Genomic DNA, 14,689 nt, shown 5'->3' on the forward strand with positions numbered 1-14,689 from the left:
AATACTTTTTTTGAGTTAGTATTGCGTTTTGAATGGCGTTGATGTATATTCGTTATGAACGCATAGCCTTTTATCAACCAAAACGTTTAAGATTGAGGTATTCCACGTTAACTACATGGTTGCTGCTATTTTTCGTAGCCGGCAGCTATGGTCAAAATCAAACTGCGTTGCCGCAAGTTGTTAACTATCATAGTTACGACTATAAAGCCGGGGTACAAAACTGGTCGATTGCGCAAGATCAAAGCGGTATTCTTTATTTTGGAAATAGCGAAGGTTTATTAACATTCGACGGCAAATTCTGGCGCAAATACCCTTTGCCCAATCAAACCATCGTGCGTGCTGTGAAAGTAGGTAGTGATGGCAAGATTTACGTGGGCGGCCAAGATGAATTGGGGTATTTCTCGCCCGATCAACAGGGCCGTTTGCAATACCATTCCTTTAACCATTTAGTACCGGCGGGCGAAAAGCAGTTTTCTGATATTTGGAGTATTCTTGAGCACGATGGCAGTATCTTCTTCCATTCTAAGAACAGCATATTCTTGTTGAAAGACGGGGTGATAAAAGTATATAAACCCAATAATAAGTGGGCTTATATGGGTTTATCGAACAACCAAGTGTACGCCCAGGAATACGGCGCAGGCTTGTTGAAGTTCGACCATGGTACTTGGAAACCTATCGGTAACAATCCCGATCTTATTCAAACCCCTATCTCGGCTATTTTACCTTATGGCAAAGATACCAACCTCGTAGTAACCCTCAAGAAAGGTTTATATCTCCTTCACCAAGAAGAAATTACAAAAAAAGTGACTGAAATAGACGAACGTTTGCATAACGATCGTATTTATTGTGCACAAAGGGTAAACGACGAGTGGTTGGCCCTTGGGAGTAATGCTAACGGCGTATTTATCATCGATAAATTTGGTCATTTAGTGCAAACGTTTGCATACGCAGAAGGACTGCAAAAGAATAACACCCGTAGCATGTTGCTCGACCGGAATAAGAACCTGTGGATCGGTTTAGATGACGGTATCGACCAAGTGGCGATCAATAGCGCGGTGAAGTTTATTTACCCCGATAAAAGGAAGCAGGTAACAGGCTACGCCACGCGCATTTTCCAAAACCACCTTTATGTAGGCACTTCTAACGGGTTATACGCTACAAAGCTCGATATAACTAAGGGTGACTTAAGTTTATCCGATAGTAAATTCTTCGAAGTACCGAACACCACCGGGCAAATATGGAGCTTGGAAGAGTTGAATGATCATTTATTTATTGGTCATGAAGAAGGTGCCATGGTTGTGAAAAACCAGGCGGCCTCGCGTTTGTACACAGGCACAGGCTCTTGGCAATTTAGGCCGGGTAGCCAAGTATTTCCTGCAAAGGATATTATTGCGGGCACTTACACCGGCTTACGACATATTAAGTTCAACGGTACAAGTTTCGAAGACCACGGGCAATTGCAAGGTGTACCTGCATCGCTGCGGTTTATCTCTTTTGATAATGCCGGCAGCACAGTATGGGCTTCACACCCGAACCACGGTATTTATAAAATTGATTTAACGCCCGACTTGTCGAAGATTCAGCGATCTACCTTGTTGGGGCAAAATGCCGGGTTACCGGCCGACCGGGATAATTATATATATAGAGTAAAAAACAGGATTGTAGTAACGGCGCAAAAAGGGGTATACGAATACAACCCTGCCAAGCAAAAATTCGAGGAAAGCGCGCTACTCAACGGGATATTTAAAAACCGGAAAATCCAATACCTCCACGAAGACAAACAAGGAAACATCTGGTTCATTAGTAATAAACGCACGGGTGTAATCGACTTTTCAAAACCTACTAAAAGTCACCCGTATACCCTGGTCGATTTCCCGGAACTAGCAGGACTAACTTTAGGCGGCTATGAGTCGATTTATTCGTGGAATGATGAAAACATATTCATTGCGGGAAATAAAGGTATTATACACGTTAATTATAAGAAATACCGCAATCAAACTGCCCGTCCAGATGTGCATATTGGCCAAGTGCGATTACCCGGGGCGAATGATAGCACTTTATACGGTGGCTATGGTGCACCTAATAGTAAGAAGCCGCCTTATTTATCGCATAAAAATAACGCAGTGCATTTCGAGTTTGCGTCGACTATGTACGAGCAGCTACGCAATATAGAATTCAGTTACCAGTTAGAAGGATTTGATGAAAACTGGTCGGCATGGACGAATAGGAGTGAAAAAGACTATACGAACCTGCCGCCGGGTGATTATACGTTTAAAGTAAAGGCAAGGAATAACTGGGGGAGCGAATCGAGCGTGGTGTCCTACACATTTGAAGTAGGAGCCGCTTGGTACGATAGTATATTGATGTATTTAATTTATGTAGTGGCCTTGGTGGCGCTCTTATATTATATACTCCGTTGGCAAAAGAAGAAGCACCGAGCCGAGCAAGCGCATTTACGGTATTTGCACCAATTGGAGTTAGATAGAAATGAGAAAGAAATCATCCAACTAAAAAACCAAAAACTTGAAACTGACATAAGTTTCAAAAATTCCGAATTATTGACCATGACGATCAACTTGGTACAAAGGGGAGAGGTGTTAAAAAAAATCAAAGACAACATCACGGCGCTCATGAAATTAGATTCAGGAGAGCATACGCCGGCCTTCCGGAATTTGTTGAAACAAATACGGGAAGTAGAGAAAAGTAACGAAGATTGGGACCAGTTTTCCATCCATTTCAACAACGTGAACTTCGACTTTTTCAATGACTTGAAAAGATTGTTCCCGGAAGTGACACCTAACGATTTGAAACTGTGTGCTTACCTGAGAATGAATTTGTCGACCAAGGAAATTGCGCAACTATTGAATATAACCTTGAAGGCAGTGGAGATTGCGAGGTACCGCCTGCGGAAGAAATTGCAATTAATGCCGGATACCAACTTATCGGAGTTTTTAATGCATCTTCCGAAAGAGCAGAAGGTGTAATGCATTGATTTTCATAATACTTTAAGAAGCATGTAGAGGAGTTGTAGGGCCAGGAAAGCGTAGCGTTTTCAAGATTTTTCCTGGTTGTAGTGTCTTTGTAGTGGTATATGCTATCGATTGCAAAAACTCTTCTATCTATTTTTAATTCGAACGTATAAAACTGAAACAACACTAATAATTAGTCCACACAAACAACAAACCAAACAAAACGAATCGGCCACGTAAAATTTAACTGATTACAATTCATTCCAATTATGAAAAAAATTTCACGTTTCCAGGTGGGGCGCATCACATGTGCCTTGCTTTTGTTTGCAGCTATTATGTTACCGCTGCAATTATTGGCACAATCCCGGCAAGTATCGGGTACGGTAAAGAACGATAGGGGAGAATCCTTACCGGGTGTTATTGTACGCGAGAAAGGAACTTCTTCCGGGGCAGCCTCCAACGAAACCGGTAAATTCACCGTGAATGTTACCGGCGCTAATCCCACTTTGATTTTTAGCTTTATTGGGTACAATACTTTAGAAGTACCGGTGAATGGTAGAGCTACCATAGATGTAACGTTACAAGTATCGGAAAAAACCTTGGACCAAGTAGTGGTAGTAGGTTATGGTACGATGCGTAAATCCGACATCACGGGGTCTATTTCTTCTGTAAGTGCCAAAGACATCAAAGCTACACCAGCCGCTTCTTTATCCCAGGCATTGGCCGGTAGAGCAGCAGGTGTAAAAGTATCACAATCATCGAACGCACCAGGTGGTGGTATGACTATCCGTATTCGCGGTGGTAACTCTATCCAAGGAGGTAACGAACCGTTATACGTAATAGATGGCTATCCATTGTACAACGAAAGCGGTCCCACCCTAAACCCGAATGATATCGAAAGCATGGAGATTTTAAAAGATGCTTCTGCTACAGCTATCTATGGTTCCCGTGGTGCAAATGGTGTTATCATCATTACCACGAAAAGAGGTAAAGCTGGTCGCAATAATATCAACTTCGAAAGCTACTACGGTGTGCAAAAAGTACGTAAGAAATTAGACATGCTCGATGCTACCCAATTCGCCAAGTTGATCAACGAAGGTATCGCTAACAACAATGCAGACAACCTCGCGGCTAATCCCAACTACACACCCAAACCACTCGCCTTCACCGATGCACAAATTGCTGCACTCGGCAAAGGAACCGATTGGCAAGATGCTATTTTCCGCGATGCGCCTATGCAAAACTACCAGTTGACTTTCTCCGGTGGTAACGATAAAACCCAGTACGCCGTTAGCGGTAGCTATTTCGGTCAAGAAGGTATTGTTATCAACTCGGGCTTCGGTCGTGGTACCATTAGAATGAACCTCGATCAACAAGTAAGCGATCGTTTCAAAATTAGTACTAGCATGACCGGCGCGTTCTCTCGTGGCCGTTCTGTAAATACTGATGGCGATGGTGGTGGTAATGCCGGTGTTGTATATGGAGCATTAATTTTCTCTCCTACCGTTCCAATTTACAATGCCGATGGTTCGTACACCATGAACAACCGTCCTGGTGGTATTTTGATTAGTAACCCGGTAGCTTTAGCCATGGAAACAACCAACAAAACTACAACGAGCCGTTTCCTCGGTAACGTAACAGGTGAATACAAAATCATCGAAGGCTTAACGATTAAAACATTGTTGGGTGCTACGATTAACTATGGTAAGAACAACTTCTACCAAACACGTAACGTATATGCAGGTGCTGCTAACAATGGTAGAGCGTCTATTAATGCTACACAGTACGGTGAATGGTTGAATGAAAACACCTTGAACTTCAATAGAACCTTCAATAAAATTCACAAAGTTTATGCAACCGTAGGTTACACATTCCAAACTGCGAATTTTGAAACAGTGACAGCGAATGCACAAAACTTCTCGAACGACATTCTCAAGGAAAATAATATCGGTACAGCACAGCAAACGAACATTGGTGCTTCTGGTAAAAACGACTGGGCTTTACGTTCTTACATCGCCCGTGTAAACTATGGTTTCAGGGATAAATACTTGGTAACATTAACGGGTCGTGTCGATGGATCTTCTCGTTTTGGTGCGGGTAATAAAAATGCCTTCTTCCCATCTGGGTCACTTGCATGGCGCCTTTCTAAAGAGCCATTTATGCAATCGATTGAAACAATTGATGACTTGAAAATCCGTGCCAGCTATGGTTTAACGGGTAACCAAGAGATTGGTCAGTACCAATCATTGGGTTCTTTATCGGTACAGAATTACAACTTTGGTAATGTGTTATCGGTGGGTTATGCACCGAACCGTATTGGTAACCCTAACTTGAAATGGGAAACAACGGCGCAATTGGATTTCGGGTTTGATTTATCGATGTTTAACAGCCGCGTAGAAGTAACGGTAGATGTTTACCAGAAAGATACCCGCGATTTGTTGTATAACATTTCCTTGCCGATTACATCTGGTTACTTTACATCGTTACAGAACGTAGGTAAAGTGCGTAACCAAGGTTTGGAATTCTCTTTGAATACTACCAACGTTACGGGTAAATTCCAGTGGAATACGAATTTCAACATTGCCTTTAACCGTAACGAGATTATGGATTTGGGTAACGTGAAAGGTGATATTCCTTCTGGCCAAGCGAGTGGTCACTTGCAATTGGGTAACTCTGGTATTTTACGTGTAGGCTCGCCTATTGGTGTGTTCTTCGGGTATAAAACAGATGGTATTTTCCAAAATGCCGACGAGATCAAAAACTCTGCGCAGAAGAATGCTAAACCAGGTGATCGTCGTTTCGTAGACGTAACAGGTGATGGTGTGATTTCTACTGCCGATCGCGTGATTCTTGGTAAAGCACAACCTGATTTCACTTACGGTTTTACCAATAACTTCTCTTACAAAGGGTTTGATTTATCGGTATTCTTCCAAGGAGTACAAGGCAATAGCATCTTCAACTTAAACCGATTCGAACAGGAATCTATGACAGGTGTTGCGAACCAATCAACGGCTGTATTAGATCGTTGGACGCCAACTAATCCAAGTAAAACAATTCCTCGTGCTAACTCAAGCGGTCAACCTTATCAAATTACGGATAGGCAAGTAGAGGATGGTTCGTACTTACGTTTACGTAATATTCAATTGGGTTACAACTTGCCTGAAAAATGGTTAAAGCGTGTAAACATGACGAGTGTAAAAATCTATGTAAGCGGTCAGAACCTAGCTACATGGACGAAGTACTCTGGATTTGATCCGGAAGTAAGCCGTTTTGGCCAGGATAACTTGAGTATGGGTACTGATTATGGTAGCTACCCTGCTGCGAAAATTTACTTAGTTGGTTTGAACATTGGATTGTAAAAATTAGCAACATCAAAAAGAACATTATGAAACGTATTGCATATATATTGGGCATCTTGGCGATTACTGCCAGCAGTTGCGCGAAATTAGACGAAACGCCATATACATTTATTTCACCCGAGATTTTCTATAAAACCCGTAACGATGCTATTGCAGCTGTAACAGCGGCTTATTCATCGGTTCGTAATAACGGCTTCGTAGCAAGAAACTACGCGATTTTGGGAGAGATTACGACCGATAACATGTTCCCGTTACCGAATAATGCCGATCGTATCCAATTGGATAACTATGTGCATAATTCTCAGAACGTGATTCTCCGCGAAACTTGGCAAACATTTTACCAAGGTATTCACAACTGTAACTTCGTGATCGATTATGTACCGAAGATTAATATGGACGAAACTTTGCGTGCCCGCTTAGTGGGTGAAGCGAAGTTCTTACGTGCTTTCTATTACTTCCATTTAACGCGTTTATTTGGAGACTTGCCTTTAATGGTAACGGCTACTGCTTCTTTGGATAAATTAACCTATCCAAAACGCGATCCACGCGCTAAAGTGTACGAACAAATCATTTTGGATTTGAAGGATGCGGAAGAAGTATTGCCTATTTCATATACAGGTGCCGACCAAGGCCGGGCTACGAAAGGTGCTGCCAAAGCATTTTTGGCTAGTGCTTATTTAACCACTAAACAATACCAATTAGCATACGATAAAGCGGCAGAAGTAATGGCGCCAAGTATGGGGTATGGTTTGTGGGATAACTATGCTGATGTATTCGATATTAAAAACGAGTTTGGTAAAGAAGCCATTTTTGATGCACAATTCATGAGTGGTCCTAATAACCAAGGAGGTAACTTAATTGCCTTCTTTGCACAAGAGAACAACTCGGTAGGTGGTCGTGGTTTCGGTTCATTCCAACCTACGCAAGAATTATACGATGCCTTTAACCCGGCAGATAAACGCCGCGAGGTGTTTTTCACAAAAGGAACGGATAATAAATACTATTGTAACAAATGGATTGATGCAGATGCTAAAACAGAGAACCAATCGGATAACAACTATCCTTTGATGCGTTATGCCGATGTGGTATTGATTGCGGCGGAAGCATACAACGAAGTACACGTTCCAGTGAATGATAACGCTGCTTATAAAGCGGTGAACAGTATCCGCAAGCGTGCCGGCTTACCAGATTTCCAGAATTTATCGCAAGCACAACTCCGCGACTCTATCTTCCAAGAAAGAAGGTTAGAGTTATGCTTTGAAGGTCATCGTTGGTTCGACTTAGTTAGAACCGACAAATTGGTGAGCACTTTAACAGCAAAAGGAACGACTAATATTAAAGCTTTTCATGTACTATTTCCAGTCCCCCAATTTGAAATAGATCTGAATCCAAACTTAAAACCGCAGAATACCGGGTATGATCCAAACTAACCGGTGGTGAAGTTTACAATCTACAAGGCTGTTGAAAAATCAACAGCCTTGTTTGTTTTATGAAATACCAATATTTACTTGTTCGCTTGTTGTAGATACCAATTAGCCGTTGCTTTTACTCCTTCCTCGTAGGAGGTGGGCGTGAATTGAAAGGCCTTTTCGAATTTAGAAGAATCGAAGAGGAAAGGGAATTCATCTTGGTAACCCATTTCTACCATATCACGCATAAAAGGATTGAACACCCCAATCAGCCGAATCATCCATTTCGGTATTACCATTATCTTGGATGTACCTCCCATATACTTCGCAGCTAACCCAATAAACTGCCTGCCTGTTAAAGCTGGTCGCACACTGGGAAGATGCCAAATTTGGCCATAGGCATGCGCTGTTATAGCGAGCATATACAAGGCCTTGGCAGCATCGGGGGTATAATTGTACGCCCTTGGTACATCGGGGTTGATAAACCATTGTGGTCGCTTACCTTTCAGCATGTTAGCAAATACCAAGGTGCCTGCTGCACTTTTATCGGTTACGCCGGGACCATAAAAATCTACGGCCCTTGCAATGATAGCCTCTAAGTTGCCGGCTTTCATTTCAGCTTCCAACAGGCGGGCAATGTAGGCTCTTACGACGCCTTTTTTACTGCTGGGTTTATAGGGTGTTTCTTCCGTGATAGGCCCATCTACTTTCCCATACATATAGGCATCGTCGAAGAAGACCAATTTCGCATGAATGGCTTTGCTAACACGGATCACGTTTTGCATGATTTGCGGCCATTGTATAGCCCATAATTTCGCGTTGTAAGGTATACCGATGGTAAGGTATACAATGTCGGAGCCGTCTAATGCTTTGTATAATTGCTCATAATCTAGCACATTCGCAGCGCGGGTTTCTGTACCTTCAACAGGCTGAGGCTTGCGCGATACTAAGCGAATGTTTTCATGATGCGCTTGTAAAACGGGTAGTAGTGCTTGTGCAATGGTGCCATTTGCACCGAGTATGGTATGTAGCATGATGGTTGTTTTTATTAATTTTGATACCACAAAGCTATTCCTACCACTTGGGGGAAAATTGTAAGAAAACGAAATCTAACTTTCATGGAACAAGGTGGAAGGTATCCGGTACATCCCGGCTTGCAGGGAGTTTTAAGTCATTATTACGTGATCCGCAAAGCGGCTTATGATCCTATAGAAACCTTTCATCTATCGCCGAATCTTGAAATGATGCTCGTTTTCAATTTCGGACCTCCTATTAAATATGGTTTCGGGGAAGACACTTCTTTACCCTATACGCTACATCAAATCAATATTGTAGGTCCTTTGCGTAAGATGTTGAATTACGAAGTACCGCCAGCGGCCGATTTGTTAATCTTACCTTTCCAGTATAATGGCTTTTACCGCTTATTCCATGCTTCGTTGGATGTGTATGATGAAAAGGGGATGAGCGCAAGCGATGCGGCTTTACAAGCAGAAAGGGTAGAAGATTTGTGGAAGATGTTGGCTTCATTGGAGCATACGGCTGCACGTATCGCGGTGCTTGATCAATATTTGTTAAAGGCCATTTCCTCTACAGGTGACCATTTATTGCCTTTGTTAGATCACATCGATACCATCCACGATACAACACTAAATCCCGTTAAGGTTATAGCTGCCAAAACCGCGCTCACCGAAAGATCGGTACAACTACAGTTTAAGAAGTATGTAGGGTATTCCTTGAAGGAGTTAACCCGGTTTCTTCGCTTTAAATCGTTACTAGCAGAAATATCGAACATGCCATTTACGAATAAGGTAGATTGGTTTGGATTGATTGTAAAGTATAATTACCACGACCAAAGTCATTTAATAAAAGACTTTAAATACTTCACTGGTGTAACACCCCGGCAATTCATGCAACTGAATGCCGACGGGTATTTCTGCATTGGCAGGGATTAGGTGTGCTAAACTTGTTCATTTCTACCCCGCTGAAGTGTGGTAAATTCATTGTATGAAAAATGGATGGTTACCCGCAGCATATCCCATTGTGCAAGCACCGATGTTAGGTGTTACGAGTCCTGCTATGGTGGCAGCGGCGGCGAATGCAGGTGCATTAGGCTCTTTGCCGGTGGGTGGTTTATCGTATGATCAAACAGCCGCTTTAATACAAGCGGTGAAGTCGTTAACGAAACTGCCTTTCGCGGTCAATTTGTTTGTACATGATATACCTAGCGTGATCGACGAGCAAGCTTTTGATGATATGCAGGTTTGGATGCAACAAACGGCCGATAAATACCAGCTTGCCTTTCAACCGCTTCAACGTGCACAACTCCAGTTCTTCCATTATACGGAACAATTGCCTTTACTGGTAGACCCGCAAATTGCCGTGGTGAGTTTCACGTTCGGCAACCTCAACAGCGAAGCAATTCAATTCCTTCATCAACATAATAAAATACTCGTGGGAACTGCTACCAGTGCCGAAGAAGCAAAAGTGCTCGATGAAAGTGGAATAGATGTTATTACAGCACAAGGTATTGAAGCTGGAGGGCATAGGGGGGCGTTCCTTCATCCCGAACAATTACCGCAAATTGGATTGCTAACACTTTTACAATCGATACAACAAGTTACAAAGAAACCCATCATTGCTGCCGGGGGCATTGGGCATGCCGCTGCGGCAAAAGCAGCTATGGTAGCAGGTGCCCAAGCGGTACAAATTGGTTCGTTATTCTTAGCCAGTAATGAAAGCTTGGCCATTCCTGCATACAAAACAGCGGTTCTTCAATCCAAAGATACCAGCACTGCATTAACCCGCGCCTTCTCTGGTAGGTGGGCACGCGGTATTCAAAATACGTTTATGCAGCTATTGGAGAAAGAAGGCATCGATATTCCACCATACCCTGTACAGAATAGCTTAACAACCGGGTTTAGAAAGGCAGCGCAAGCAGCGAATAATAGCGAGCTGACGAATTTATGGGCTGGGCAAATGGCCAATAAAGCACGCGAAGCGAGTACAACAATAATATTACAGGAATTAATAGCAGCAGGAAAAGCGGTAGGAGCTTGGTGACATTCCAGGTGCCGAACGTACATACTTTGGGTAAGCATCCGTACACCTGGTCTGTCTGTAGATTGGCGGAAGTCTACAATAAATTTGTGGTTAAAATTACTTTGCCGAGCATAACGATTAGGTTAAACGTTTGTATTAAAAATTCTTTCCAATCCTTCACTATACCCACTTCCAACAGGTAAAGCAAGGTGGGCTATGTACACATTGTTTTTATCCAGTTTATCTACAAATTTGTGTGCTACAATATAAGAACGATGTATCCGGGTGAATTGCGCAGGTGGTAACAATTGTTCCGCTTCCTGCATGGTCATCCGCGAAAGTATCTTTCCCTTATCTCCAATAAATTGAACGTAATTGCCCGCGCTTTGTACATAATGGATAGATGTTACAGGGATTCTCACTTGATCATAGCCACTTTTAACGGCGATAAATGCTTCTTCTTTGAACGCTTCACGCTTTAGATGTTGTAAATACAGGGCTTTCTCACATGCTTTTTCAAACCGTTGTAGCGAAAACGGTTTAAGTAGGTAATCTATTGCGTTGAGCTCAAAACTTTTTACGGCATGCTCGGTATAAGCCGTTGTGAAAATTACCATCGTTTCCTTGGAAACCCTTGCTGATACATCTAATCCGCTGATGTCGGGCATTTTTATGTCCAAGAAAATTAAATCTACCGGGTGCTTTGCAACATAGTCCATGGCTTCAAAGGCATCGGTGAATACTGCTAGTAGTGTTATGCCTTTCACTTTTCCTACGAAGTTTTGGATAATGTTCAGCGCGATAGGTTCGTCGTCGATGGCAATTGTTCGTAATATCATAGGGTTTATACTGTTAATGTTAGGTGTACGAAATACTCTTGCGTGCCTTGGCGAATGCTTAATTCGTGCTTGCCTGGGTATAATAATTCTAAGCGTTGCTTCACATTGTTCAAACCAATGCCTGTATTGTAACGTTCTGTATCTTCACTGTGCCTAGCGTGTACAGAGTTATTCACATCGAAATAGATATGGTGGTCGTCGCAATACAAGGAAATGTTTACCCATGATTTTTCGCGCAGGCTGATACCATGTTTGAAAGCATTTTCAATGAACGGGATCAGCAACATAGGCGCTACAAGGTGGTTGCAGTTGATATCTTCGATTTTACTGGTGATATGTACTTTATCGGATGTTTGTACGCGGAGGGTTTGTAAATGAATGTAGTTTTTCATGTATTCAACCTCGCTGCTCATCGGGATAAAGTCTTGCAAGTTTTCTTCCAACATAAACCGCATCATATCACCCAAGCGTTGTACGCCCGTAGCGGTACGATCGGCATTTTCTTGTAAGGCAGTACCGTACAGCGTATTCAACGAGTTGAATAAGAAGTGCGGGTTAATTTGGTTGCGGAGTAAATCAAGACTGGCATTGGAATGACCAAGCTTGGTATTGAGTTTTTGAACTTGCAAATAGTGTTGTTTATTTCTTTCGTAATGGAAGATGGATAAGCCAATGAACAAGATAGGTACACATACTTGCAAGATTAAGATGTAGGCATCATCGTAGTTACGGGAGAAAGTAGCCATAAAGATCATGAATAGTAACACGAAGCTAATGGCTAACAAGGCGTAATATTTGAACTCGTTGTGCTTTTTACCTTCTTTGAAAGGCAGTAATAAGTAGTGGTTGATTAAATAGAGCAACCCGCAAACCGGGATAATAGTGGCCCATAATTCTTGTGCAATACGGTATCCTCTGCCGCTTAGGATGAAGAAGCCTAACACGTAAACGGTGGTAATCAACAAAAACTCCCGCAACATTTTTTGCATAGTACCGTTTTCGAGGGTATAGGGGATGAATTTGTCGAGGATTAGATATTTAAGGGTGTTGTAAGCTGCTAATAGCGCCGTAAAAGCTAGTGCCACAGGCATAATTGTTGTGAAAATTTTGCTCACCATATTAAACGGATAATCGGCGGAATAAAAATTCAAGATGGCCACCGATGCTACTACGAATCCATACGCACCTACCCATCCAAGGATCAACTTTTTCCATGCTTTGCGACCATAATAGATGGGCGTCCATACAACATCCACAAATACGAAAGCTACATACACGATGAAACTGAAAATTAATAGGCTAACAGCATCGGGACGGTACGAGCTAAGGAGGGAACCGATTTGTGCCGCCATGATAATGGTGGCGAGCATGAACTCTATAAACGAAATGATTTTGTTTCTCATGTAACTAATTTTATGCAAGTATACCCTGCATTTTCTAGGCTGTTTTTTGTAAGTGATGAAACCTACTTTTCATGTGATGATTTGGTGCTACAGCCTATTTTCTTGCCTCAATTTACTAGGTTCCCGGGTAAAATAGGGGCATTTGCATGTTTTTTGAGGTGGAAAAGAAAGATTTTGACAGGAATGATAAATAATTGTGGCGCTGCTTTATTTATTATTATTTTCTTCTTTAATTTGTAAACTTTAGTCAATCACCGGGCCAATAGTGGATAAAAAAAGCAGAAAATCAAGCCGGTGCTTGCTTCACTTTAATGTTGAATTATGACCGGAGATATATTATTGACGATTTTTCTTGTTCTGTTGAATGGCTTTTTCGTGGCCGCAGAGTTTGCAATCGTAAAAGTTAGGGCCACCCAAATCAGCAGTATGAAAACGGTGCCTTCGAACGTGCTTAAAACGGCCCAGAAGGTAGTCAATAACCTCGATGGTTACCTCGCTGCTACCCAATTAGGTATTACCTTGGCTTCCCTTGGCTTAGGTTGGGTAGGTGAAGAAGTTACAACAGAAATCATTTTAAATACCATGCAAGCCTTGAATGTGAACGTAACGCCGGAATTGGCGCATAAGATTTCTGTTCCTATCGCATTCTTGGTGATTACTATTTTACATATTGTATTCGGTGAATTAGCGCCTAAGTCATTCGCCATTCGCAAACCGGCGCCCACTACACTTGTAGTAGCTGTGCCATTGCGTATTTTCTATTTCGTGTTCCGTCCATTCATTTGGTTCTTAAACGGTATGGCCAATATGATTCTACGCATATTTGGTATTGCACCGATGAAAGAACATGAAATTCACACAGAAGAAGAACTTAAACTTATCATCTCTGAATCCCAAGAAGGCGGTGCCATCGAAGAAAGTGAGCGTGAGCTGATTCAGAATGTATTCGACTTCGATGATCGCCGTGTAAGGGATATACTTGTTCACAGGAAGAACATTGTTGCCTTAGATGCCGATTTACCGTTCGACGACTTTATCGACCTGGCCCTCAGCGAAGGGTATAGCCGTTACCCTGTGTATCAAAATTCAATCGACAACCTTATTGGTGTTATCAATACAAAAGACCTGTATACCGGTTTGCATGCCCATAAAGTAAAAACCCCGGGCGATATTATCCGCCCAGTTTTCTATGTACCCGATAGCATGAAAATCAAAGACCTGTTGCGTACTTTCCAACAAAAGCACCAGCAGTTAGCAGTTGTAACGAACGAGTTTGGCGATACAAGCGGTATTGTTACCATGGAAGACATCTTGGAAGAACTAGTAGGTGAAATTCAAGACGAGCACGACCATGAGCAACCCATTGTATTACAAACCCAGCCGAACGAATACATGGTGAATGCACATCAAAACATTGATGAATTGAACAAGTATTTACCGGTGATGTTGCCAATGAGCAACCATTATAATACACTAGCGGGGTTGATTTCATATAAGCTGGAAGAGATTCCACATGAAGGACAAACCCTCACTATTGGGAATTACACCATTACGGTAACCAAAATGGCGAAAAGCTCCGTAGAAACGGTGAAGATGGTGTATAAATAAGAGAAATTACAAATTAACATAAGCCCGGTATGCTTGCATGCCGGGCTATTTTATTTATATAAA

The 14,689-nt window shown here is 42.2% G+C and carries 9 protein-coding genes; 6 read left to right on the plus strand and 3 right to left on the minus strand.

Annotation, left to right across the window (positions count from 1 at the left end):
* Positions 1–92: 92 nt before the first annotated feature.
* The 3 genes from LX64_RS03545 to LX64_RS03555 all read left to right on the plus strand — a co-directional run bounded on the left by LX64_RS03545 (position 93) and on the right by LX64_RS03555 (position 7,758).
* Complete coding sequence (locus LX64_RS03545) at positions 93–2,984, plus strand: ligand-binding sensor domain-containing protein (protein ID WP_211324719.1); 2,892 nt, start codon at positions 93–95, stop codon at positions 2,982–2,984.
* A gap of 254 nt (positions 2,985–3,238) precedes the next feature.
* Complete coding sequence (locus tag LX64_RS03550; protein ID WP_111596209.1) at positions 3,239–6,328, plus strand: SusC/RagA family TonB-linked outer membrane protein; 3,090 nt, start codon at positions 3,239–3,241, stop codon at positions 6,326–6,328.
* 26 nt (positions 6,329–6,354) lie between these two features.
* Positions 6,355–7,758, plus strand: coding sequence for a RagB/SusD family nutrient uptake outer membrane protein (locus LX64_RS03555; protein ID WP_111596210.1), 1,404 nt, complete (start codon positions 6,355–6,357; stop codon positions 7,756–7,758).
* A 74-nt stretch (positions 7,759–7,832) separates the two neighbouring features.
* Here LX64_RS03555 and LX64_RS03560 read toward each other — a convergent pair whose 3' ends face one another.
* Complete coding sequence (locus tag LX64_RS03560; protein WP_111596211.1) at positions 7,833–8,771, minus strand: NAD-dependent epimerase/dehydratase family protein; 939 nt, start codon at positions 8,769–8,771, stop codon at positions 7,833–7,835.
* Between the two features lie 84 nt (positions 8,772–8,855).
* Between LX64_RS03560 and LX64_RS03565 the strand changes: the two genes are divergently transcribed.
* Complete coding sequence (locus LX64_RS03565; RefSeq protein WP_111596212.1) at positions 8,856–9,689, plus strand: AraC family transcriptional regulator; 834 nt, start codon at positions 8,856–8,858, stop codon at positions 9,687–9,689.
* 52 nt (positions 9,690–9,741) lie between these two features.
* On the plus strand, positions 9,742–10,797 hold the full coding sequence (locus LX64_RS03570; RefSeq protein WP_111596213.1) for an NAD(P)H-dependent flavin oxidoreductase: 1,056 nt from the start codon (positions 9,742–9,744) through the stop codon (positions 10,795–10,797).
* Between the two features lie 122 nt (positions 10,798–10,919).
* On the opposite strand, the gene LX64_RS03575 is transcribed toward LX64_RS03570, so the two are convergent.
* Together LX64_RS03575 and LX64_RS03580 are read right to left on the minus strand one after the other, a co-directional pair.
* The gene (locus tag LX64_RS03575) at positions 10,920–11,615 is read right to left on the minus strand and encodes a LytR/AlgR family response regulator transcription factor (protein ID WP_111596214.1); all 696 of its coding nucleotides are present in this window, start codon (positions 11,613–11,615) and stop codon (positions 10,920–10,922) included.
* Between the two features lie 5 nt (positions 11,616–11,620).
* Entirely contained in the window at positions 11,621–13,018 is a 1,398-nt protein-coding gene (locus tag LX64_RS03580; protein ID WP_111596215.1) for a sensor histidine kinase, read from the minus strand.
* A 321-nt stretch (positions 13,019–13,339) separates the two neighbouring features.
* Between LX64_RS03580 and LX64_RS03590 the strand changes: the two genes are divergently transcribed.
* A complete protein-coding gene (locus LX64_RS03590; protein WP_111596217.1) occupies positions 13,340–14,626 on the plus strand; it encodes a hemolysin family protein in 1,287 nt (428 codons plus the stop codon).
* Positions 14,627–14,689: the final 63 nt, after the last annotated feature.

It is taken from the genome of Chitinophaga skermanii (genome assembly GCF_003259335.1).
GTDB lineage: Bacteria > Bacteroidota > Bacteroidia > Chitinophagales > Chitinophagaceae > Chitinophaga > Chitinophaga skermanii.

What these genes read in the sequence shown, in the direction of transcription:
- LX64_RS03580 (WP_111596215.1), bottom strand. Translation starts at nt 13,018, where the DNA reads ATGAGAAACAAAATCATTTCGTTTATAGAGTTCATGCTCGCCACCATT.
- LX64_RS03590 (WP_111596217.1), top strand. Translation starts at nt 13,340, where the DNA reads ATGACCGGAGATATATTATTGACGATTTTTCTTGTTCTGTTGAATGGC.
- LX64_RS03550 (WP_111596209.1), top strand. Translation starts at nt 3,239, where the DNA reads ATGAAAAAAATTTCACGTTTCCAGGTGGGGCGCATCACATGTGCCTTG.
- LX64_RS03560 (WP_111596211.1), bottom strand. Translation starts at nt 8,771, where the DNA reads ATGCTACATACCATACTCGGTGCAAATGGCACCATTGCACAAGCACTA.
- LX64_RS03575 (WP_111596214.1), bottom strand. Translation starts at nt 11,615, where the DNA reads ATGATATTACGAACAATTGCCATCGACGACGAACCTATCGCGCTGAAC.
- LX64_RS03570 (WP_111596213.1), top strand. Translation starts at nt 9,742, where the DNA reads ATGAAAAATGGATGGTTACCCGCAGCATATCCCATTGTGCAAGCACCG.
- LX64_RS03555 (WP_111596210.1), top strand. Translation starts at nt 6,355, where the DNA reads ATGAAACGTATTGCATATATATTGGGCATCTTGGCGATTACTGCCAGC.
- LX64_RS03565 (WP_111596212.1), top strand. Translation starts at nt 8,856, where the DNA reads ATGGAACAAGGTGGAAGGTATCCGGTACATCCCGGCTTGCAGGGAGTT.